This is a genomic window from Lacisediminihabitans sp., assembly GCF_036569425.1.
GTDB lineage: Bacteria > Actinomycetota > Actinomycetes > Actinomycetales > Microbacteriaceae > Lacisediminihabitans.
The window spans coordinates 1-20,651 of record NZ_DATCQQ010000075.1 but is presented as its reverse complement, the minus strand read 5'-3'; the positions used below and the strand labels follow the sequence as shown (position 1 = coordinate 20,651).

19 protein-coding genes are annotated in these 20,651 nt (G+C 68.6%); 13 read left to right on the top strand and 6 right to left on the bottom strand.

Going from position 1 to position 20,651, the window contains the following annotated elements; all coding sequences use genetic code 11:
* Positions 1–26: 26 nt before the first annotated feature.
* Positions 27–662: a class I SAM-dependent methyltransferase gene (locus VIM54_RS12720; protein WP_331901835.1), complete on the bottom strand. Its 636-nt coding sequence runs from the start codon at positions 660–662 to the stop codon at positions 27–29.
* 168 nt (positions 663–830) lie between these two features.
* Positions 831–1,874, bottom strand: a complete 1,044-nt coding sequence (locus VIM54_RS12715; RefSeq protein WP_331901833.1) for an App1 family protein — start codon at positions 1,872–1,874, stop codon at positions 831–833.
* Between the two features lie 262 nt (positions 1,875–2,136).
* Between VIM54_RS12715 and VIM54_RS12710 the strand changes: the two genes are divergently transcribed.
* The 5 genes from VIM54_RS12710 to VIM54_RS12690 all read left to right on the top strand — a co-directional run bounded on the left by VIM54_RS12710 (position 2,137) and on the right by VIM54_RS12690 (position 6,061).
* Positions 2,137–2,733, top strand: coding sequence for a TetR/AcrR family transcriptional regulator (locus VIM54_RS12710; RefSeq protein ID WP_331901831.1), 597 nt, complete (start codon positions 2,137–2,139; stop codon positions 2,731–2,733).
* A 143-nt stretch (positions 2,734–2,876) separates the two neighbouring features.
* Positions 2,877–3,710 carry an ABC transporter ATP-binding protein gene (locus VIM54_RS12705; RefSeq protein ID WP_331901829.1) on the top strand — a complete coding sequence of 278 codons (834 nt, stop codon included), beginning with the start codon at positions 2,877–2,879 and terminating at the stop codon, positions 3,708–3,710.
* On the top strand, positions 3,707–4,396 hold the full coding sequence (locus tag VIM54_RS12700; RefSeq protein ID WP_331901827.1) for an ABC transporter permease: 690 nt from the start codon (positions 3,707–3,709) through the stop codon (positions 4,394–4,396). Before VIM54_RS12705 ends, VIM54_RS12700 begins: the two co-directional genes overlap by 4 nt.
* Positions 4,393–5,109, top strand: coding sequence for an ABC transporter permease (locus tag VIM54_RS12695; protein WP_331901825.1), 717 nt, complete (start codon positions 4,393–4,395; stop codon positions 5,107–5,109). Before VIM54_RS12700 ends, VIM54_RS12695 begins: the two co-directional genes overlap by 4 nt.
* A gap of 31 nt (positions 5,110–5,140) precedes the next feature.
* The gene (locus VIM54_RS12690; protein ID WP_331901823.1) at positions 5,141–6,061 is read left to right on the top strand and encodes an ABC transporter substrate-binding protein; all 921 of its coding nucleotides are present in this window, start codon (positions 5,141–5,143) and stop codon (positions 6,059–6,061) included.
* Between the two features lie 33 nt (positions 6,062–6,094).
* Here the strand turns inward: VIM54_RS12690 and VIM54_RS12685 are convergent, their stop codons facing one another.
* Together VIM54_RS12685 and VIM54_RS12680 are read right to left on the bottom strand one after the other, a co-directional pair.
* Positions 6,095–6,778 carry a DedA family protein gene (locus VIM54_RS12685; RefSeq protein WP_331901821.1) on the bottom strand — a complete coding sequence of 228 codons (684 nt, stop codon included), beginning with the start codon at positions 6,776–6,778 and terminating at the stop codon, positions 6,095–6,097.
* Complete coding sequence (locus tag VIM54_RS12680) at positions 6,775–7,584, bottom strand: aminotransferase class IV (RefSeq protein ID WP_331901820.1); 810 nt, start codon at positions 7,582–7,584, stop codon at positions 6,775–6,777. Before VIM54_RS12680 ends, VIM54_RS12685 begins: the two co-directional genes overlap by 4 nt.
* Before the next feature lie 11 nt (positions 7,585–7,595).
* On the opposite strand from VIM54_RS12680, the gene VIM54_RS12675 reads away from it, so the two are divergent.
* Both VIM54_RS12675 and leuS read left to right on the top strand, forming a co-directional pair.
* Complete coding sequence (locus VIM54_RS12675) at positions 7,596–9,005, top strand: anthranilate synthase component I family protein (RefSeq protein ID WP_331901819.1); 1,410 nt, start codon at positions 7,596–7,598, stop codon at positions 9,003–9,005.
* 233 nt (positions 9,006–9,238) lie between these two features.
* Positions 9,239–11,812, top strand: a complete 2,574-nt coding sequence (gene leuS / locus VIM54_RS12670) for a leucine--tRNA ligase (protein ID WP_331901817.1) — start codon at positions 9,239–9,241, stop codon at positions 11,810–11,812.
* A 1-nt stretch (position 11,813) separates the two neighbouring features.
* Here the strand turns inward: leuS and VIM54_RS12665 are convergent, their stop codons facing one another.
* The gene (locus VIM54_RS12665) at positions 11,814–12,596 is read right to left on the bottom strand and encodes a class I SAM-dependent methyltransferase (RefSeq protein ID WP_331901815.1); all 783 of its coding nucleotides are present in this window, start codon (positions 12,594–12,596) and stop codon (positions 11,814–11,816) included.
* 128 nt (positions 12,597–12,724) lie between these two features.
* Between VIM54_RS12665 and VIM54_RS12660 the strand changes: the two genes are divergently transcribed.
* The 3 genes from VIM54_RS12660 to holA are packed head-to-tail and all read left to right on the top strand — an operon-like array spanning position 12,725 to position 16,768.
* Positions 12,725–13,363, top strand: a complete 639-nt coding sequence (locus VIM54_RS12660) for a helix-hairpin-helix domain-containing protein (protein ID WP_331901813.1) — start codon at positions 12,725–12,727, stop codon at positions 13,361–13,363.
* Positions 13,360–15,702: a ComEC/Rec2 family competence protein gene (locus VIM54_RS12655; protein ID WP_331901811.1), complete on the top strand. Its 2,343-nt coding sequence runs from the start codon at positions 13,360–13,362 to the stop codon at positions 15,700–15,702. The genes VIM54_RS12660 and VIM54_RS12655 overlap by 4 nt, the downstream gene beginning before the upstream one ends.
* Positions 15,703–15,754: 52 nt before the next feature.
* Positions 15,755–16,768, top strand: coding sequence for a DNA polymerase III subunit delta (holA, locus tag VIM54_RS12650; RefSeq protein ID WP_331901810.1), 1,014 nt, complete (start codon positions 15,755–15,757; stop codon positions 16,766–16,768).
* A 336-nt stretch (positions 16,769–17,104) separates the two neighbouring features.
* Here holA and rpsT read toward each other — a convergent pair whose 3' ends face one another.
* A complete protein-coding gene (rpsT, locus tag VIM54_RS12645; RefSeq protein ID WP_331901809.1) occupies positions 17,105–17,365 on the bottom strand; it encodes a 30S ribosomal protein S20 in 261 nt (86 codons plus the stop codon).
* 207 nt (positions 17,366–17,572) lie between these two features.
* Between rpsT and VIM54_RS12640 the strand changes: the two genes are divergently transcribed.
* The 3 genes from VIM54_RS12640 to lepA form a co-directional block, all read left to right on the top strand.
* The gene (locus tag VIM54_RS12640; RefSeq protein WP_331901808.1) at positions 17,573–18,724 is read left to right on the top strand and encodes a pyridoxal phosphate-dependent aminotransferase; all 1,152 of its coding nucleotides are present in this window, start codon (positions 17,573–17,575) and stop codon (positions 18,722–18,724) included.
* A gap of 102 nt (positions 18,725–18,826) precedes the next feature.
* Complete coding sequence (locus VIM54_RS12635; protein ID WP_331901807.1) at positions 18,827–19,135, top strand: hypothetical protein; 309 nt, start codon at positions 18,827–18,829, stop codon at positions 19,133–19,135.
* A 146-nt stretch (positions 19,136–19,281) separates the two neighbouring features.
* A partial coding sequence (gene lepA / locus VIM54_RS12630; RefSeq protein ID WP_331901805.1) for a translation elongation factor 4 occupies positions 19,282–20,651 on the top strand: 1,370 nt, incomplete at its 3' end.

Sequence of the window (20,651 nt, the reverse complement as noted above, 5' to 3'; positions counted from 1 at the left end):
GAGGGAGCGGGCGAAGAACCCGCGGCTCAGGCCCGCCGTCCCACGACGAGACGCAGCCCGACGTCCAACTCCGGCAGGCTGCGGAACTCTCCGTAGCGCGCGTCCCACGCACCGGAGGCGAGGTCGGAGCCCAGGTCGCGCACGAAACGCTCCACGGCGGCGGCAGGCACGAAGCTCCATGCCGACGTCGCGCGGCGCACCTCCGGCTCGAGCAGGCGCTCTGGCCGGGCGAAGAACGACTGCGCGAATCCGTCCACGCAATCGTGCGGGAGCGACACCGTGTCCACGGTGGTGTTTCCCACGAGAGTGGCGACGATCGAGGGGATCGGCGGCATGCGACGGGACTCGATCTCGAAGAGCTCCGGCGCGTAGTCCATCAGCCACCAGTGCACAGGAGGCGCCGGGTCGAAGGTGAGGATCACGACCGGCCCCGTGGTCACCCGTCGCATCTCCGAGAGGCCGGCGGCAAGGTTGGGCCACTGGTGCACGGTGACGCTCGCCATGCTCGCGTCGAAGCTGTCGTCGGCGAATGGCAGGTGATCCGACAGCGCGTCGATGGCGCGGGAGAGCCACGCCGGGCGTTGCGCTCGCATCGATGCGGAGGGCTCGACGGCGGTGACCGCTCGATCCACCGGCTCGTAGCTGCCGGCGCCGGCCCCCACGTTGAGCACCGTTCGCGCGTCACCGAGAGCGTCGAGGATGCGCGCGGCGATCCGCGGATCGGGCTGCCGGATCAGCGCGTAGCCCTTGCCGATGCGGCTGTAGTCTCCCCAGCCGAGCCATCCGAATACCGATCGGTCATGAGACAGGTCTAGCAGCAGAATCCCGCGTTAGAGCAGTCCGAGAACCTCGAGTCGCTCCGCGAGTCCTGCTCCATCGGTCGCATAGACCCACGGCGCGCTCGTGTGGGCCGTCTCCTCGCCCTTGCTGCGACCGCCGGCGAGCACCGCTTCGCTGTTCGACAACTGCCGAATTGCGATCCCGGTGACGTTTTGGGGGTGCGCGATGGTGAAGTTGCCGTAGATCTCCTCGTCGTGCTGCCCGTCATCGCCCACGAGCAGCCACCGCACGTCCGGGAACTCGTCGGCCAGCCGGGTGAGGGTCTCGACCTTGTGCGCCCGGCCGCTGCGGAACCAGCGGTCGTGGGTGGGTCCCCAGTCGGTCAGCAGCAACGGTCCTGGCGGATAGAGGTTGCGGGAGAGGAATCGGGAGAGCGTGGGCGCCACGTTCCAGGCGCCGGTCGACAGGTAGAACACGGGAGTTCCGGGGTGTGCGCGGGCGAGCCGCTCGTACAGCACGGCCATTCCGGGAACCGGGCGGCGCGCGTGCTCGTCGAGAACGAAGGTGTTCCAGGCCGCGAGAAGCGGCCGGGGAAGGGCGGTGACCATGACGGTGTCGTCGACATCGGAGATGATCCCGACGTCGACGCTCGGGTCGACGATGAAGACGGGAGCCTCCACCATCTCGGCATCGTCGGTGTGGATGGTGATGGTGTGCCAGCCCGGCGCCAGGTCGACCTTGATCACGGTGTCGACGACTCCGCCGCGGTCGGCGACGACCCGCCGGGTGGTGCCGCCGATGTCGATGGTGACGGCAACGTCGTTGACGGGCACGCTGGTGAAGCTGCGCCATCCGCGGATCTTCTTGTAGCGAATCCCGCCGTCGGGCGTCGGTTTGGTCAGCAGCACCCGGCAGAGCACGCGGACCCAGCCCGGAGCCCCGTAGCCGCTGTACGGGATGACCGTCGGCGTGTGCCCCCGCTTGCGCGCCCGCTTCTCACGAAACTCGTGCATCGCGTCTTCGGCTCGCGCCGCGAGATGGATGATCGGCTCGGCCCCCGACGCGCCTGCCGGCGTCTTTCGTGTCCTGGCCATTCGGCAAGTCTTTCACGTCTCGGCTCCCAACCCGTGATCGGATGGTGCAGAGTAAGAACTGGGGACTTGTCACATTGCCGAAATGAGAGTAGTACGGCAATCTGAGATTCTTACACGATCTTTGGGCTTGCGACGAAATTAGCCGCGCCCCCGCGACGGGGGCACGATAGGATGCGAGTCGACTTGAAAGGGAGTTGCATTGGACGCCGTTAACCCGACACAACCCGTACCAGAAGGTGCGACGCTACTCCGAAATGAACCGGTGCAGGCACGCAGCACCGCGAGGCTCGCGAGCCTGCTCGACGCCGCAGCGGCGGTGGTCGACGAGATTGGCTACGAGCGACTGACCACAGCGCTCGTGGCTGAGCGCGCCGGAGCCTCGATCGGAACCGTGTACCGTTACTTTCCGGACCGGATCGTCGTTCTCCAGGGCCTGAGCGCCCGCTTTCTCCGCGACCGGATCGAGCGCACCCAGCAAACGCTTATCGATCCGGCCCGTCTCACCTGGCAGGACGCCATCGACGGAGTCTTCGACGACCTCATCGACGCCTTCCGCACGATCCCCGGATTCCGGTCCTTGCGCTTCGGCGACGTGCTCGACCTCAAGCCGGACCCGGCGGCCAGATCGGGAAGTGCGATGTACGCCGGTGTGGTGGCGTCCGCGCTCTCCGGGCGATTCGGGCTGGCCGACGATCACGATCTCGCCGTGCGGACCACGGTCGTGATCGACATCATCGACGCCCTCTTCTCGCGCGCGTTCTCGGTCAACGCCACCGAAGACGACCGCTACGTCGACGAGGCTCGCGCGATCTGCCACAGCTACCTCGCCGGTTTCTACGGGGAGGGCGCGAACTCCTAAGAGCCGACGGTGCCGGCTCGCACCATCCGTCTCACATTCGTAATGTTGACCAGTCGGGAATGACGGCGGCGCCGAATAGTGTTTAGCTAGAAAGCGTCCGGCAAGTGTCGATTCGTGTAGCCCACGAGGAATGAGCCGCCCCGATGATCGAGTTCGTCAACGTCTCCAAGCAGTTTCCGGATGGCACGGTGGCTGTCGAAGACTTCAGGCTTGTGATGCCCTCCCGCAAGACCACGGTGCTCGTCGGGTCATCCGGCTCAGGTAAGACCACCCTGCTGCGCATGATCAACCGGATGGTGGATCCGTCCTCCGGGCGCATCGAGATCGACGGCGAGAACACCTCCACTCTCGACCCGGTGGCGTTGCGCCGGCGCATCGGCTACGTGATGCAGAACTCCGGCCTCCTGCCGCACTTCAAGGTCATCGACAATGTCGCGACGGTTCCGGTGCTCAACGGCGTGCCGAGGAAGCAGGCGCGCGAGCAGGCGCTCACCCTCCTCGACACAGTGGGCCTCGACCGCTCCCTCGCCAACCGGTATCCCAGCCAGCTCTCCGGAGGGCAGCAGCAGCGGGTCGGCGTGGCCAGGGGACTCGCCGCCAATCCGAACATCCTGCTCATGGACGAGCCGTTCGGCGCGGTCGACCCCATCGTGCGGGCCGAGCTCCAGGTCGAGCTGATCCGCCTGCAGCGGGAACTCGACAAGACCGTGGTGTTCGTCACCCACGACATCGACGAGGCGTTCCTGCTGGGCGACCAGGTCGTGATCCTCGAGAAGGGTGGAAGGGTCGCGCAGGTCGGGTCGCCGACCGAGATCCTCTCCGACCCGGCGAACGAGTTCGTCGCGAACTTCATCGGCGCCGAGAAGGGCAAGCGCGCCCTGAGCATCCGCAAGACGCCGCGGGGGGAGATCCTGGTGGACACCGAGGGCCGCGCGGCCGGCGTGCTGGTGCCCGGGCCGAACGGGACACCGTCGTGAACTGGATCGTCAACAACCTTCCTCAGGTGTGGCAGCTCACCCTCCAGCACCTGGCGACGGCCCTTCCGCCGATCGTGCTGAGCTTCGTCATCTCGGTGCCGATCGGCTGGGCGGCGAACCGGTTCCGGTGGAGCCGTGGTGTGCTGCTCACCGTCTGCGCGCTGCTCTACGCCGTGCCCTCCCTGCCCCTGTTCTTCGTGCTTCCTGCGCTCATCGGCACCGGGCTGAGGGACTCGGTCAACGTGGTGATCGCGCTCACCCTGTACGGGGTGGCCCTGATGGCGCGCTCGACGGCCGACGGCCTCGAATCCGTCGACTCGGACATCCAGCTGTCGGCCACGGCGATGGGCTTCTCCGGCTGGACCCGATTCTGGCGCGTCGAGCTTCCCCTCGCCGGCCCCGTGCTGCTGGCCGGAATCCGGGTCGTCGCCGTGAGCACGATCAGCCTCACCACTGTCGGCGCGGTGCTGGGCATCCCGAGCCTCGGCATCCTCTTCACCGACGGCTTCCAGCGCGGCATCGTCGCCGAGATCCTCACCGGCATCGTCGTCGTGATCGCCATCGCCCTGCTGGTGGATGCCCTGCTCGTGCAGATCGGCCGGCTCCTCATGCCGTGGGGTCGCGCCGACGCGACGATTCGCACCGGTCGCCTCGACCGGCACGCCAGGCGGGCGGCCGCCGCATGAACTACTTCGTCGAGGCGATCGCCTGGATTCTCGACTCGAGCCACTACGGCGGCGAGAACGGAATCGACACGCGCATCGTCGAACACCTCGTCATCAGCTTCGGTGTTGTCGTGGTCTCCGCCCTCATCGCGATACCGCTCGGCTACGCCATCGGCCACACTGGTCGGGGCCGGGCGGCGGCGATCGCCCTGTCTGGCGGTATCCGGGCGCTCCCGACCCTCGGCCTGCTCATTCTCATCGCCCTCGGCGTCGGCATCGGGCTGACCGCCCCGTTCATCGCGCTCGTGGTCCTCGCGATTCCCTCGATCCTCGCCGGGGCGTATTCCGGCTTCGAGGCCGTCGACAGGCGCACCATCGACGCGGCTCGTTCCGTGGGGATGACCGAGTGGCAGATCGTGGGGCGTGTCGAGGTGCCCCTCGGCCTGCCACTGCTGATCGGCGGCCTGCGGGCGGCGTCCCTGCAGGTGATCGCCACGGCTACTCTCGCCGCCTACGTCGGCGGCGGCGGGCTCGGCCACTTCCTCTTCCTCGGCCTCAAGACCAACGACTACCCGCAGGTGCTCGCCGGATCGATCGTGGTGATCCTTCTCGCGATCGTCTCGGAGATCCTGTTCAGCGTCATCCAGCGCCTCGTCGTTCCGGCCGGAGTCTCGGCCGGAACGTCCACGAACGTTCACGTGAGATCACTCCGGTCTCAGGCGACAACGGGTTAACCAACCCCCGACAGTTAAAGGAAACGCAGCTATGTTCACAGCAGGAAGAGGCCGGCTCGTCGCGCTGGGCGCAGTCGTGGTTGGGGCGGCACTAGCCCTTTCAGGGTGTGCCACGAGTAACCCGCTCGCCACGGGGGCGGCAGCCGGCGGCACGCTCGTCGTCGGCTCGCAGGCGTACTACTCGAACGAGATCGTGGCCGAGATCTACTCGCAGGCCCTCGAGAACGGCGGCTTTAAAGTCGACCGCCAGTTCAAGATCGGTCAGCGCGAGGTGTACCTCCCCGAGATCGAGGCCGGCAAGATCGATGTGTTCCCGGAATACATCGGCAGCCTGGACCAGGCGCTCAACAAGACCGCAGCGGGCGGCGTCGAGGACGCCGTCTACAAGGACCTGACCTCGGTGCTTCCGAAGGGCCTGCGCGTGCTCAAGCCGGCAGAGGCCGCCGACCAGAACTCGTGGACCGTGACCGAGGCCTTCGCCAAGAAGTGGAAGCTCACCGACATCGCGTCGCTCAAGAACGTGACCGATCCGATCATCGTCGGTGGCAACTCCGAGCTCGAGACGCGACCGTACGGGCCGAGCGCGCTCAAGTCGAAGTACGGCATCACCACGGCAGGCTTCAGCGCGGTGGAGGACAGCGGTGGGCCGCTCACGGTGAAGGCACTGGTCGACAACAAGATCCAGCTCGCCAACATCTTCACCGCCGACCCCAACATCAAGTCGAACAACCTCGTGGCGCTCACGGACCCCGACGGGCTGTTCTTCCCGGACAACATCGCCCCCGTCGTCTCCACGAAGGTCACAGCCAAGGCCGCGGCGATCCTCGACAAGGTCGACGCGAAGCTCTCCCAGAGCGACCTCGTGAGCCTCAACTCCGAGAGCATGAACGACCAGAAGTCGGCCGACGTCATCGCGAAGGACTGGCTCACCAAGAACGGTCTGCTCAAGTAGCAGTCCGACCGGCCACGGCGGGGCCAGCAGGGGCTACGGCTCCCTGGTCCCGTCTTCGTCGCCTGGCATATCTCCCTTGGGGACATCCATGTGCCGCGCCTCCGAGCGCACGATCAGCTTCTTCGCGAGCAGTGCGAGCAGAAGGAACACGGAGATGATCGCCGCGAACAGGTAGCCCGCGTAGTGCAACTGGGACGAGAGCTGGCGGTACGATCCGGCGGCGAGCCAGCCGACAGACACGTAGGCACCGGCCCAGAGCGCGCACGCCGGTGCCGTCCAGGCCAGGAACTTGCGGTAGCGCATTGCGCTCATGCCCACGGTGAGGGGGATGAGGGCGTGCAGCACCGGCAGGAAGCGGGAGACGAACACCGCGATCCCACCGCGTCGATCGACATAGTTCTTCGCCCGCAGCCAGTTGACCTCGCCGAGGCTGCGCCCCAGGCGGCTCACCCGAATGCGCGGGCCGAAGAACCGGCCGAGGGCGAACCCGAGGCTCTCCCCGGCGAGGGCGCCGGCGACGACGGCCACGAACAGCGCGGCGTACTCCGCCCAGGTGGTGATCGCCGTGGAGGCCACGATCACGATGGTGTCGCCCGGCACGATGAGCCCGATCAGGATGGACGTCTCGAGGAACATTCCGAGCGCTGCGAGCAGCACGCGCAGCACAGGGTCGACCTGCCGGACCGTGTCCAGAATCCAGCCGAGAACCTCGTTCACGACGCGGGCCCGGTCGTCGGCGTACCGGGCAGGGGTTTGCGCAGGCGGTCGAGCCGGGCACGCCAGAGCGCGAGGCGCCCGGGAAGTTCGGCCGGCTCGGGGCCGTCGATCCACGCGGTGACGATGCGGATGCCCTGAAGGGCGTTCAGCGCCCAGATCTCCAGTCCATCCAGTTCCCGCGGGGTCACCGACTCGTAGTGCACGTCGGTGCCGAGGGCGGTCGCGAGCGCGATCACCGATCTCGCCGTGACGCTGTCTACGCGGTCGAGGTCGAGCGACGGTGCGCAGAGGAACTCTCCACGCCACCACAGAAGCGAGCTGTACGCCCCCTCGATGACGAACCCCTCCGGCGAGAGGATGACCGCCTCATCCGCCCCCCGCCCCTGCGCCTCGGTGCGGAGCCTGAGGAGCGCCGCCGTGTCCGGTCCCTTGACGAGCGGGGAGGTTCGCGGGTCCGCCCCGCGATGGGTGGCCAGCCGCACCGCCCTCGTGAGTTCGGGGGCGGAGCGCAGGCGGAACACCAGGAGGGGCGCGCCATCCCGGAGCTGCAGCTCTACCCGGGGGAACCAGTCCCCGGTGCGCGGGATCTGCGCGATCACGGCGTCCCAGAAGCCGGCGGGATCGAGTCCGGGATGTTCGCCGGTGATTCCGGCGAGGAAACGGGAATGGTGCACCTCGAGGGCGAGCACCGTTCCGTCGGTCACGAGCCAGGAGTCGGCCACGGCGACCACGGCCTCGAACATGTCGCAGTACTCGAGCGGTTGCAGGTGGCCGTCGTGCCAGCGGAAGATCGAGGTCGTACTCATAGAGTTAGGTTATGCGCCAACGGCTGATCGAAGCGCCTTTGCCCGGCTGGACCGACCCGGCCGACGCCTTCGCCTCGCTCCTCGGCGACTCTGAGCGCGCGATCTGGCTCGACTCCGGAGTGCATGCCGTCACAGGCATGAGTTATCTGGCGTCGGGGTCCCGGCTCGTGACCGCCGCAGTGCCGGACGGCACCGTCACGGTCGACGGTGTGCAGGAGCGCGGGACGATTCTCGATTTCCTGCGGCGGGAACTCCCCTCCGCTCGCGTCGGGGAAGGTGCCGGATTCCGCCTCGGCTGGGTCGGCTGGCTCGGCTACGAGCTGCGCTCCCAGACCATGGGCACACCGGTCACTCACGAATCCGCGGTGCCGGACGCTTCGCTGCTCTTCGTCGACCGCGCGATCGCCTTCGATCACGACAGCCGAACAATGAGCGTTCTCGCGCTCGGGGAGGGCTGGCTGGGCGAGCTCGGCGAGTGGCGGCGGACGGTCTCCCGACGGTTGGCCGAGCGGGCGGGCCGGGGATCCGCGGCTGCGGTGACAGCACCAACGGGGGATGCCCCGCGTGTCACGTGGGCCTACGGAGACGACGAGTACCTCGCGATGATCCGGGAATGCCAGGTCTCGATCGCGGCGGGCGACGCGTACCAGCTGTGCCTCACGACGGAGGCGGTCGTGGAGGCCAGGCCCGATCCGCTGGCGACCTATCTCGCGCTGCGTCGATCGAGTCCAACCCACCACGGCGCGCTGTACATCGCGGACGGCATCGCGCTGCTCAGCGCGTCGCCCGAACTGTTTCTCTCGGTGTCCCCCGACGGGGTCGTCGAGTCCCGGCCGATCAAGGGCACGAGGGCGCGGGGCGCCACGGCGGACGAGGACGCCGCGCTCGCGATCGAGCTGGAGGAGAGCGACAAGGAGCGCGCCGAGAACCTGATGATCGTGGACCTCATGCGCAACGACATCGCCCGCGTGAGCGAGGTCGGCTCGGTGAGCGTGCCGAGCCTGCTCGCGGTAGAGAGCTACGCGCACGTGCACCAGCTCGTGAGCACAGTGCGCGGCCGGCTTGCCGCCGGCAGGACCGGCATCGACGCGGTCGAGGCCTGCTTCCCTGCCGGTTCGATGACGGGCGCGCCCAAGCTCAGCGCGGTCACCATCCTCGAGCGGCTCGAGAACCGCGCACGCGGCGTGTACTCCGGCGCGTTCGGCTATTTCGGCCTCGACGGCCGGATCGACCTCGCGATGGTGATCCGCAGCATCCTGATCGACCGTGATCGCACCACGGTGGGCGCCGGGGGAGGCATCACGGCCCTGTCGGTGCCCGAGGAGGAGCTCGACGAGGTGCGGCTCAAGGCGGCCGCCCTCCTTGCGGTGCTCGGTGCCCCCGGCCTTCCCCCATCCCCATCCCCTTCCCCCATCCCCTGACCCTGGCCCTTCCGAAATCCATGCAATCTGAGCGCTCTGCCGCGTGTCGGGTGCGGCCGGGCGGCGTGTCGGGTCGGAATGCATGGATTTCGGAAGGTGAAGGAAGGACGGGACGGATGCGCGGCGGGAACGTTCCGCGGCCGGTGCGCGTTGGTCGGGGAGGTACATTCGGTAACCTTGGTAGCTGACCGTGCGTTGTTCCGGTCGACCTCCGCTTATGAATTGAGACTTTCTTGGCACACGACCGCTCAGACGCCGACCAGGGCCCCCACTACGACGCTGCGGCGTTGCAGCAGAAATGGCTTGCTCGGTGGGAGCAACTTCAGCCGTTCCGAACCGACATTCCCAACGACAAGCGACCGCGCAAGTACATCCTCGACATGTTCCCGTACCCGTCGGGTGATCTGCACATGGGGCACGCCGAGGCGTTCGCCCTCGGCGACGTCGTAGCCCGCTACTGGCGCCAGCAGGGCTTCAACGTTCTGCATCCGGTCGGCTGGGACTCCTTCGGCCTCCCGGCGGAGAACGCGGCGATCAAGCGCGGAATCGACCCGCGCGAGTGGACATACGCCAACATCGCCCAGCAGAAGGCGTCGATGAAGAGCTACGGGATCTCGTTCGACTGGGACCGTGAACTGCACACGAGCGACCCCGAGTATTACAAGTGGAACCAGTGGCTGTTCCTCAAGCTCTACGAGAAGGGCCTCGCCTACCGCAAGGAGAGCTGGGTCAACTGGGACCCGGTGGACCAGACCGTGCTCGCCAACGAGCAGGTGCTCGCCGACGGCACGTCCGACCGCTCGGGCGCCGTCGTGGTGAAGAAGAAGCTCACGCAGTGGTACTTCAAGATCACCGACTACGCCGACCGCCTGCTCGACGACCTCAACCAGCTCGAGGGCTCCTGGCCGCCCCGCGTGCTCGCGATGCAGCGCAACTGGATCGGCCGTTCGATCGGCGCGGACGTCGACTTCGTGATCGAGGACCGCGACGAGAAGGTCACGGTCTTCACCACGCGCCCGGACACCCTGTACGGAGCGACCTTCATGGTCGTCGCCCCGGACTCCGACCTGGCCGCCGAGCTCATCGCCGGCGCGCCGGAAGAGCTCAGGCAGCCGTTTCAGGAGTACCTGACCCAGGTGCAGAAGACCTCGGAGATCGAGCGCCAGGATGCGAGCCGCGAGAAGACCGGCGTCTTCCTCGGCCGCTACGCGGTGAACCCCGTCAACGGGGAGCGCCTGCCGATCTGGGCGGCGGACTACGTGCTCGCCGACTACGGCCACGGCGCCGTCATGTCGGTGCCGGCCCACGACCAGCGCGACCTCGACTTCGCCCGCAAGTTCGGGCTCCCGGTGCGCGTGGTCGTCGACACGAACGCCCCGGTCACCGGCACCATCCCGGTAATCCCGGTCAACCCGGAGACCGGCGAGGCCGAGCTGCCGGATGACCTGCCGCCGCTCGACCCCGCCGTCACGGGCGTCGCGCTCGTGGGGGAGGGTCGCCTGCTCAACTCCGGGCCGCTCAACGGGCTGAGCAAGTCCAACGCCATCAAGCGCATCATCGAGCAGCTCGAATCCGTCGGTGGCGGCCGCGCGGCCAAGAACTATCGGCTGCGCGACTGGCTCATCTCCCGGCAGCGCTACTGGGGCACCCCCATCCCGATCCTGCACGGCGAGAACGGCGAGCTCATCCCGGTGCCCGAGGAGCAGCTGCCCGTGCTGCTGCCGCCCACCGAGGGTCTCGACCTGCAGCCAAAGGGCACCTCGCCGCTCGGCGCCGCGCACGACTGGCTGAATGTGACCGCCCTGGACGGTTCCCTGGCGACGCGCGACCCGGACACCATGGACACCTTCGTCGACAGCTCCTGGTATTTCCTGCGGTTCATGAACCCGAACGACGACACGAAGGCGTTCGACCCGCGCGAGGTCGACAAGTGGGCGCCGGTGGACCAGTACGTCGGTGGGGTCGAGCACGCCATCCTTCACCTGCTGTACGCGCGATTCATCACCAAGGTGCTCTTCGACCTCGGCTACGTGAGCTTCACCGAGCCGTTCAGCGCCCTGCTCAACCAGGGGATGGTGCTTTCCGGCGGCTCGAAGATGTCGAAGAGCAAGGGCGGCGTGAATCTCGGCGACGAGATCGAGGCACACGGCGTGGACGCGATCCGTCTCACCATGGCGTTCGCCGGCCCGCCCGACGAGGACATCAACTGGGAGGACGTGTCGCCCGCCGGCGCCGCGAAGTTCCTGGCCAGGGCCTGGCGGCTGGCGCACGACGTGAAGAGCGCGCCGGAGATCGACTGGAGAACGGGGGATGTGGCGCTGCGCCGCGTGACCCACCGCTTCCTTGCCGAGGCGCCGGGGCTCGTCGAGGCGTTCAAGTTCAACGTCGTCGTCGCGCGGCTCATGGAACTCGTGAACGCGACCCGCAAGGCGATCGACGCCGGACCGGGCGCGACGGATGCCGCGGTGCGGGAGGCGACGGAGACCGTGGCCCTCGGCCTGAGCCTCTTCGCCCCATACGCGGCAGAGGAGATGTGGGAGATGCTCGGCTATCCGGCAACGGTTGCCGCGTACGGCTGGCGCAAGGCCGACCCGACCCTGCTGGTGGAGAGCGAGGTCACCGCGGTGATCCAGGTCGACGGTAAGGTGCGCGATCGTCTCGAGGTCAACCCGAAGATCGACCCGGCGGAGCTCGAGAAGCTCGCGATGGCCTCCGCGGCCGTGACGCGGGCCATCGGCGACCGCTCGATCGTGAACGTGATCGTGCGGGCGCCGCGCATCGTGAACATCGCGACGAAGGCCGGCTGACCTAGAGCCCTCGAGCGACCCGCACGTCGGCCTGGGTGAGCGAATAGCGCCGGTCGAAGACCGAGGCGACCCCGCCGAGCACGTACGCGACGCGGGGCGATCGCACGAGCGCGGCCGTGCGGGCCGAGATCGGGCGGCGCGAGAACAGGTGAACGAACGACCCCGTGACCACGAAGGGGTAGCCAAGACGCGTGGCGAGGGCACGGATCGAGGCCTCGGTGTAGAAGGTGATGTGCTGGCCGGTTTCTGGGGTGTAGTACCACCATTCGCCCGGCTGCGGCGCGGGCGTGGGGACCAACTCCGTGGTCGCCAGGATCATGTCGCTGCTTTCCGCGATCGGGGCGAGAGTCGCCACCGGATCCGGGAGGTGCTCAAGCACCTCGATGGCCGTCACCAGGTCGTAGCGTCGATCGCCCGGCTGGCCCTCGAAACCGTGGGCGAAGAGATTCTCGGCCATCGGTTCGGAGTGCCGGAAGTCGAAGCCGCGGTCGCGCATCATGCGGGTCATGGTGCCGTACCCGCCGGCCCAGTCGAGAAACGTTCCCCGCCTGAGGTGCTGCGACCGAAGCACGGCGGCCGTGATGTTGCTCATGGCAAGGTTTCGGCCGAGAAGGCCGACATCCAACCGGGCGATCGCCTCCGAGTAGCTGCGCGCCAACCAGGTGGGATCCGCTGCGGCGATGAGCCCGCACATCGTGCAGCGCCGATAGGTCACCTCCTGGTCGCCGAGAACCATCCCGACGGCGAAGTCGACAGTCTCCGCCGCGCACACGAGGCATGCCATGGTTCCGAGGGTACCCGCCGGTCACTCGCACGGGCTCCAGTCCCCGGCAGTCACACCCGGCGAAAGGCTCTCCCCTGGTCTGCTTCCCCGGCCCGGTCGCGACCAACATCCCGGCGTACCGTCGCGGCATGGATGTGTCGGACGAGGTCGTAGCGCCGCGCCGGGCGCGGGTTCGAATCGGGATCGGTGCGGCGGCGGTGCTCGTGGCGGTCGGTCTGGGCATCGCCATCCTCGTGTCCGCGTTCGGTTCCCACGGCAGCACGAGCGCGGTCACGAGACCGACCTTCAGCGCACCGGCGCCAACCGGATCGCCGGGCGTCCAGGAGGCGGTCCCCGGCGCCGGAATCTACGTGCACGTTCTCGGGGCGGTCGCCTCTCCCGGCCTCTTCCTGCTCAAGGACGGCGACCGGGCGGTCGACGCCGTTTCGGCCGCGGGCGGGTTCACCGCCACGGCTGACCAGGCCCAGCTCAACCTCGCGCGGCGGCTGGTCGACGGCGAGCAGATCTACGTGCCGAACGTCGGCGAGTCGGCGCCGGCCGCGCCCGGCGGGGCCGGAGTCGCGGGACAGCCGGCCGGCAAGGTGAACCTGAACACCGCCGACGAGGCGACGCTCGAGACCCTCCCGCGGGTCGGACCGGCGATGGCGAAACGCATCCTCGACTGGCGCAAGACGAACGGGCGGTTCTCGTCGATCGAAGACCTCATGGGCGTGACCGGGGTGGGCGACAAGACCTTCGAGGGGCTCAAGGACCTCATCACGGTATGAGCCTCGATCTCCGGCTCGCCGCCCCGGTAGTCGTGGCCTGGATTGTGGTCGGAGTGCTGATTGGCGCTCCGGCCGCGCTCGCCGGCGCCGCGGTCGGGGCCTGGGCGGCGACGGTCGCGGCAGTGGGCTGGGCTGCGCTGACCAGGCGGCGCCACGAGACGGCCGTCGCCGTCGCCGTCGCCGTCGCCGCCGTCGTGGCGCTCGGCGCGTCCGCGCTGCTCCTCACCATGGCGGCCGTGCAGTCCCCGCAACGCCAACCGCACGACCTGCTCGCCGCCGCGCACTCCGGGAGGTACGTCACGGTGACAGCTGTGACGGCGGAGTTGCTCCACCCGGGAATGAAGAACTACGGCGCCACCGTCACCGAAGTGTCGGTCGGACCGACCACGATCGACTGCGCCCTGCCCGTCACCATCTTCGGCGAGCCGCCACGGGGAGAAACGATCGGCATCGGCTCGGTCCTGACGCTCGCCGGGACGCTCGTGGCGACAGACCCGGCGGATGATGTGTCTTTCCTCGTCTTTGCGTCGAAGCCGCCGACGCTCGTCGGACCGCCACCGTGGTACCTCGACTGGGCGAACGGCCTGAGGTCGGGCTTCAGCCGCGCCGCGTCCGGGCTGCCGGGCAGCGGCGGCGGTCTGCTGCCCGGCCTCGCCATCGGGGACACGTCGGCGGTCAGCCCCGCGCTCAATGCCGCGATGAAGGCGACATCGCTGAGCCATCTCACCGCCGTCTCCGGGGCGAACTGCGCGGTCGTGATCGCCCTCATCATGCTCGCGGGCGCGGCCCTCGGCCTCTCCCGACCGTGGCGGATCGCCGCCTCCGTCGCCGTGCTCATTGGCTTCGTCGTGCTGGTGACGCCGCAGCCGAGCGTGCTCCGCTCCGCGGTGATGGCCACTCTCGTGCTCGTCGCCACGGCGGCCGGACGCCCCGTGCGCGGGGTGAGCATCCTGTCGCTCGCCTCGCTCATCCTGCTCGCCGTCGACCCGTGGCTGTCCCGCAGCTACGGCTTCGTCCTGTCGGTGCTCGCGACCGGGGGCCTGCTGATCCTGGCCGGCCCCATCACACGGCTCCTCGCGAAGCGGATGCCCGCCTGGGTCGCCGCGGTCGTGTCCATTCCCCTCGCCGCCCAACTCGCCTGCCAGCCTGTGCTGGTGCTGCTCAACCCGGCGATCCCCACCTACGGGGTGCTTGCGAACATGCTGGCGGAGCCCGCGGCGCCCCTCGCGACGGTGCTCGGGCTTGTCGCGTGCCTCGTCCTCACGCCCCTGCCCGCGATCGGCCATGCCATCGCGTGGGTGGCATGGCTGCCGTCGGCCTGGATTGCCGCGGTGGCCCAGTTCTTCGCCGGCCTGCCCGGCAGCGCCATCCCCTGGCCCGCCGGTGCGCCCGGTGTCGCCCTCGCGGTCCTCGCGACGGCCTTCGCGCTGCTCGCGGCCTTCCCGCCCCGCAGCAGGGCACTGGCGGTGCGCCGGGCCGCCTCCGCCGGCCTCGCCCTGCTGCTCGTGGGGTACCTGGGCGTGGCGGGAGGCGAGCGGCTGCGCGTGCAGCTCAGCCGACCCGGCGACTGGCAGATCGCGGTCTGCGACATTGGCCAGGGCGACGCCGTGCTCGTGCGGAGCCTCGGCCGGATCGCTCTCATCGACACCGGGCCGAGGCCGGAACGCCTCGCCAGGTGCCTCGACGAGTTGGGGATCGGCCGCATCGACCTGCTCGTGCTCACCCACTACGACCTCGACCACGTGGGAGGAACGGACGCCGTGCTCGGGCGGGTGGATCGCGCGATGATCGGGCCGCGGTCCGACGCCGGGGACGACCGGCTCGCGCAACAGCTCGTCGCCTCCGGCGCCGCCGTCGAGCAGGTGAGCCGCGGGCTGACCGGCACGCTGGGGGAGTTGCGCTGGGAGGTGCTCTGGCCGCGTTCCCCGCTTGGCGGTGTCCAGCCGGGCAATGACGCGAGCGTCACGATGCGGTTTCGGGGAGCCGGCGCCTGCGCGTCCGGGTGCCTGAGCTCGATCTTCCTCGGCGACCTCGGCAACGAGCCGCAGGCACGGATGATGGCCGCCAATCGCATCGCTGGCGTGGACGTGGTGAAGGTGGCCCACCACGGGTCCGCCGACCAGAACGAGGGCCTGTACGTGAAGCTGCACGCCACAATCGGGCTGATCGGGGTCGGGGCGGACAACACCTACGGGCATCCGACCGACAAGCTGCTCGGAATCCTCGCGAGGGTCGGCACGATGGTCGCCCGCACCGACCTCGACGGGATGATCCTCGTCTCCGCCCGGCCGAACGGCGGGCTGGTCGTCTGGACGGAGCGCTCTCCCGCGACCCGGTGACGGTGCCGCCGAATAAGCTGGGGTGGGTTCACACGCAGGATGAGGGAGTTTCGTGGCAGGCAAGGTTGCGCCAAAGGCCGCGGTGGCGATCCCGCAACTCGGCTGGACGAAGGTGCGACCGGCGAGGGTCGTGCTCGTCTCCGGAACCGAGGACTTCCTCGCCGACCGCGCCATCCGAATCCTGCGCGACACGCTTCGGGCGGAAGACCCGAGCCTGGAGATCAGCGACCTGGAGGCCGATACCTACGGGCCGGGGGAGCTCATCACCCTCGCGAGCCCGTCGCTGTTCGGAGAGCCGCGGATGATCCGGGTGACCGGCGTGGAGAAGTGCACGGACGCGTTCATCACCGAGACCCTCGCCTACCTCGAGTCACCGGCGGACGATACCTATCTCGTGCTGCGCCACGCGGGCGGCGTGCGGGGCAAGAAGCTTCTCGACGCGATCCGCGGCGGACTCGGCAACGGGATCGAGATCGTCTGCGCCGAGCTCAAGAAGGACTCGGACAAGCTCGACTTCGCCGCGGCGGAGTTCGCCGTCGAGGGGCGCAGGATCACGGGCGGGGCGCTGCGTGCACTCGCCTCCGCCTTCTCCGACGACCTCGCCGAGCTCGCCGCGGCGTGCCAGCAGCTCCTTGCCGACGCGAGCGAGGAGATCACCGAGGCGACGGTGGAGAAGTACTACTCCGGCCGGGTGGAGACTAACGCCTTCCGGGTGGCCGACATCGCGATCGCCGGCCGGTACGGCGAGGCGCTCGTGCTGCTGCGGCACGCCCTCGCGTCCGGCGCCGATCCGGTTCCCATCGTCGCCGCCTTCGCGAGCAAGCTTCGCACAATGGCGAAGATCGCCGGTGCCCGCGGTGGCTCCGGCCAGCTGGCCCAGCAGTTCGGGCTCGCGCCCTGGCAGGTCGATCGGGCCAGGCGCGACCTGCAGGGGTGGGACGACGCGGGGCTCGGCCGCTGCATCGAGCTCCTCGCCGAGACCGACGCGGCGGTGAAGGGCGGCGGTCGCGACCCGGTCTTCGCGATCGAGCGGATGATCGGCGTGATCAGCGGGCGCGGCGCGTAACGCGGCTCGCACATCTGCCTCCCCGCGACCGGCCCGCACATCTGCCTCCCCGCGACCGGCCCGGGCGCATCGGTCCGCGCCTTTGCCGCCCCCAAAACGCAGGAGATTCGCGACCGAACGCTCCGTTCAGCGGCTTTTCACCGCTCTTGGAGCCGAATCTCCTGCGTTTTCGGCGGAGGCGCGGGGGATGACGGTGGAGGCGCGGGGGAGACGGCGGCGGAGAGACGGCGGCGGAGCGGCGGCGGATGGCGGCGGCGGATGGCGGCGGACGTGTGAGCGCGGGGCGCGCAAAAAGCCCGCCGCCGCGAACGGTGACGGGCTGCTAGCGGAAGGCTCTTAGAGAGCGGAAACCTGCTTGGCGATGGCCGACTTCTTGTTGGCGGCCTGGTTCTTGTGGATGACGCCCTTGCTGGCGGCCTTGTCGAGCTTCTTCGAGGCGAGCAGCAGCGATGCGGCGGCCTTGTCCTTGTCGCCGGCCTTGACTGCCTCGCGGGTCGCGCGAATGGCGGTCTTGACCTCGCTCTTGACGGCCTTGTTGCGGTCCTGCGCCTTCTTGTTGGTGCCGATGCGCTTGATCTGGGACTTGATATTTGCCACGTTGTTACTTTCTTGTTAGTCCGAATAGTTTTGGGGCACGAGGAAGAGAATCAGGTCATTCGATTCTCGGCCGCGAATCGCGCGGCGACTCACACGAGGCTGCGCGCAAGCCAACAGGCAACATTACCAGTAGCCGGGCGGATCCGGCAATCGGGCGATCTGCCGGGGAGAGAAGATCCCGCGCCCCAATCGTAATAGCCTGCAAGCATGCCGTCACTCGCTCCGCACATCTCCTCGGTACCCGGGTCGGGCATCCGCCGGATCTACGAGATCGCCGTCGAACTCGACGACGTGATCTCGCTCGGCGTCGGCGAGCCCGACCGACCGGTGGCTCCCCACATTCTCGAGGCCGGATCCCGGGCCTGGCTCGAGGATCGCACCAACTACACCGCCAACGGAGGGATCGCGCCGCTCCGCGCGGCGATCGTTGAGAAGCTCGCCAGGGAGAACGGCCTTCGGGTGGATGTGGAGCAGGTGTGGGTGACGATGGGCGCGACCCAGGGACTGCACCAGGCCATGCGCCTGCTGCTCGCCGCGGGCGACGAGGTACTCGTGCCGGACCCGGGCTACACGACATTCACCATGAACGCCCGGATGCTCGAGGTGGAGCCGGTGCCGTACACGCTGCGGCCGGAGCACGGCTTCGTGCCGGACCTCGAGGAACTCGATCGCCTCGTCACGGACAAGACCCGGGTGATCATCGTCAACACCCCGTCCAACCCCCTCGGCACGGTGCTCGACCGCTCACAGCTGCGCGGCCTGCTCGACTTTGCGAAGCGCCACGACCTCTGGGTGCTGAGCGACGAGGTGTACGAGTACTTCACCTACGGGCGGAAGCATGTGAGCATCGCGAGCCTCGACGACGACGACCGGGTGTTCTCCGTGTTCTCGCTCTCGAAGACATACGCCATGACGGGCATCCGGGTGGGCTATCTCGTGACGCCGCCCGGGCTGGCGAGCATCATGCGCACCGTGCAGGAGGCGGCCATCAGTTGCGTCAGCACTCCCGGCCAGTACGCCGCGATCGCCGCGATCACCGGGGACCACCAGCACGTGGCCGACTCGAGGGAGCACTACCGAGGCAACCTCGAGGCGGCCTGCGCGCTGCTCGACGCCCGCGGCATCCGCTACCTTCGACCCAACGGGGCGTTCTACCTCTGGGTGGACATGCGGCACGCGTCCGGCGGGGATGTCGCGGGCTGGGCCGAGCACTTCCTGCTGAGCGAACGGGTCGCGATCGCCCCCGGCAGCGCGTTCGGGCGGTCGGGCGAGGGCTGGATCCGCATCTGCCTGGCGGCGAGCGAGGCCGATCTGCGTGAGGGCCTCGGACGGTTGCCCTCGCCGGCCCCAACGGAATAGGGGACGGGATCCCCGCCCGCATTCCGGGGGTTAGCCCCATGGCCGCCTGGCGCGCTCCTTTCTAGCCTTGAGTCACACCAACCAGCCAAGGAGAGAAAAACAATGTCAACCGCGCAGCCCATCACCCCGCAGGGCCCCGCCGCAGCAGTCAGCACCACGGATACCAGGCTCTTCGGCATTCTCAGCCTCGTTCTCGGCATCGCGTCCATCGTCGTAGGCCACACCGTCCTGGTGCCGGTCGCGGCGATCGTGCTCGGCATCATCGGCCTGCGCCGCGAACCGGCGAGCCGCGCCTTCAGCGTCTGGGGAATCGTTCTCGGCTCGGTCATGCTCGCGCTTCCCGTGCTCATCGTCGCGATCGGTGTCGCCGTGCTCGCCCCGCTCGCCGCGCTCGCGGTGTTCTTCGGCTGATCCGACCGGAGAATCGAGAGGGTGCGGCAGCCGCCGCGCCCTCTCGTCACGCGGCGCCCGGCGGCATGGGAGAATTGGGCGACCCGCCCCGTCGCCCGTGAGCGTCGGGGTGAGGTGAAACCCTCCCCACAGCACCAGAGGATAGCGTGAGCCCCAAAGCCCTGAAGGCCCTCGAGCCGGCATCGACCGACCCCGCCTTCATCCGCAACTTCTGCATCATCGCCCACATCGACCACGGCAAGTCCACGCTCGCGGACCGGATGCTGCAGATCACCGGCGTCGTGAGCGACCGGGACATGCGGGCCCAGTACCTCGACCGCATGGACATCGAGCGCGAGCGCGGAATCACCATCAAGAGCCAGGCCGTGCGCATGCCGTGGGCCCTCGACGGCCAGAGCTACGCGCTCAACATGATCGACACCCCCGGCCACGTCGACTTTACATACGAGGTGTCCCGCAGCCTCGCCGCGTGCGAGGGTGCGATCCTGCTCGTGGACGCCGCCCAGGGGATCGAGGCCCAGACCCTCGCGAACCTGTACCTGGCCCTCGACAACGACCTCACCATCATCCCGGTGCTCAACAAGATCGACCTGCCGGCCGCGGACCCGGAGAAGTACGCGAAGGAGATCGCCGGCCTCATCGGCGGCAAGCCCGAGGACGTGCTGCGGGTGTCCGGCAAGACCGGCATGGGCGTGGAGGAGCTGCTCGACCTCGTCGTGCGCACCATTCCGGCCCCTGTCGGCGACCCGAAGGCCCCGGCCCGGGCGATGATCTTCGACTCCGTGTACGACTCGTACCGCGGCGTGATCACCTACGTGCGCATGATCGACGGCTCGATGTCACCGCGCGAGAAGGTGATGATGATGAGCACCAAGAGCACGCACGAGCTGCTCGAGATCGGTGTGAGCGCACCGGAGCCCACGCCCACGAAGGGACTCGGCGTCGGCGAGGTCGGCTACCTCATCACCGGCGTCAAGGACGTGCGGCTCAGCAAGGTCGGCGACACCGTCACGAACTTCGCGAAGCCGGCCACCGTCGCGCTCAAGGGCTACGCCGAACCGAAACCCATGGTCTTCTCCGGGCTGTACCCGATCGACGGCTCCGACTATCCGGTGCTGCGCGAGGCGCTCGACAAGCTCAAACTCAGCGACGCCGCCCTCGTCTACGAACCCGAGACCTCCGTTGCCCTCGGCTTCGGCTTCCGCTGCGGCTTCCTCGGCCTGCTGCACCTCGAGATCGTGACCGAGCGGCTGGAGCGCGAGTTCGGCCTCGATCTCATCGCGACGGCGCCCTCGGTGATCTACGAGGTGACGACGGATGACAAGAAGACCGTCACGGTCACCAACCCGAGCGAGTTCCCCGGCGGCAAGATCGCCTCGGTGAGCGAACCGGTGGTGAAGGCCTCGATCCTCACCCCGAAGGACTACGTCGGCACGGTGATGGAGCTCTGCCAGGGGCGCCGTGGCACCATGCAGGGCATGGAATATGTGGGCGAGGACCGGGTGGAGCTGCACTA

Coding starts and splice junctions, on each gene's coding strand:
- VIM54_RS12680 (WP_331901820.1), bottom strand. CDS start 7,584: ATGAGTACGACCTCGATCTTCCGCTGGCACGACGGCCACCTGCAACCG.
- VIM54_RS12695 (WP_331901825.1), top strand. CDS start 4,393: ATGAACTACTTCGTCGAGGCGATCGCCTGGATTCTCGACTCGAGCCAC.
- VIM54_RS12640 (WP_331901808.1), top strand. CDS start 17,573: ATGCCGTCACTCGCTCCGCACATCTCCTCGGTACCCGGGTCGGGCATC.
- VIM54_RS12635 (WP_331901807.1), top strand. CDS start 18,827: ATGTCAACCGCGCAGCCCATCACCCCGCAGGGCCCCGCCGCAGCAGTC.
- VIM54_RS12690 (WP_331901823.1), top strand. CDS start 5,141: ATGTTCACAGCAGGAAGAGGCCGGCTCGTCGCGCTGGGCGCAGTCGTG.
- VIM54_RS12715 (WP_331901833.1), bottom strand. CDS start 1,874: ATGGCCAGGACACGAAAGACGCCGGCAGGCGCGTCGGGGGCCGAGCCG.
- VIM54_RS12660 (WP_331901813.1), top strand. CDS start 12,725: ATGGATGTGTCGGACGAGGTCGTAGCGCCGCGCCGGGCGCGGGTTCGA.
- VIM54_RS12665 (WP_331901815.1), bottom strand. CDS start 12,596: ATGGCATGCCTCGTGTGCGCGGCGGAGACTGTCGACTTCGCCGTCGGG.
- VIM54_RS12705 (WP_331901829.1), top strand. CDS start 2,877: ATGATCGAGTTCGTCAACGTCTCCAAGCAGTTTCCGGATGGCACGGTG.
- VIM54_RS12655 (WP_331901811.1), top strand. CDS start 13,360: ATGAGCCTCGATCTCCGGCTCGCCGCCCCGGTAGTCGTGGCCTGGATT.
- VIM54_RS12675 (WP_331901819.1), top strand. CDS start 7,596: ATGCGCCAACGGCTGATCGAAGCGCCTTTGCCCGGCTGGACCGACCCG.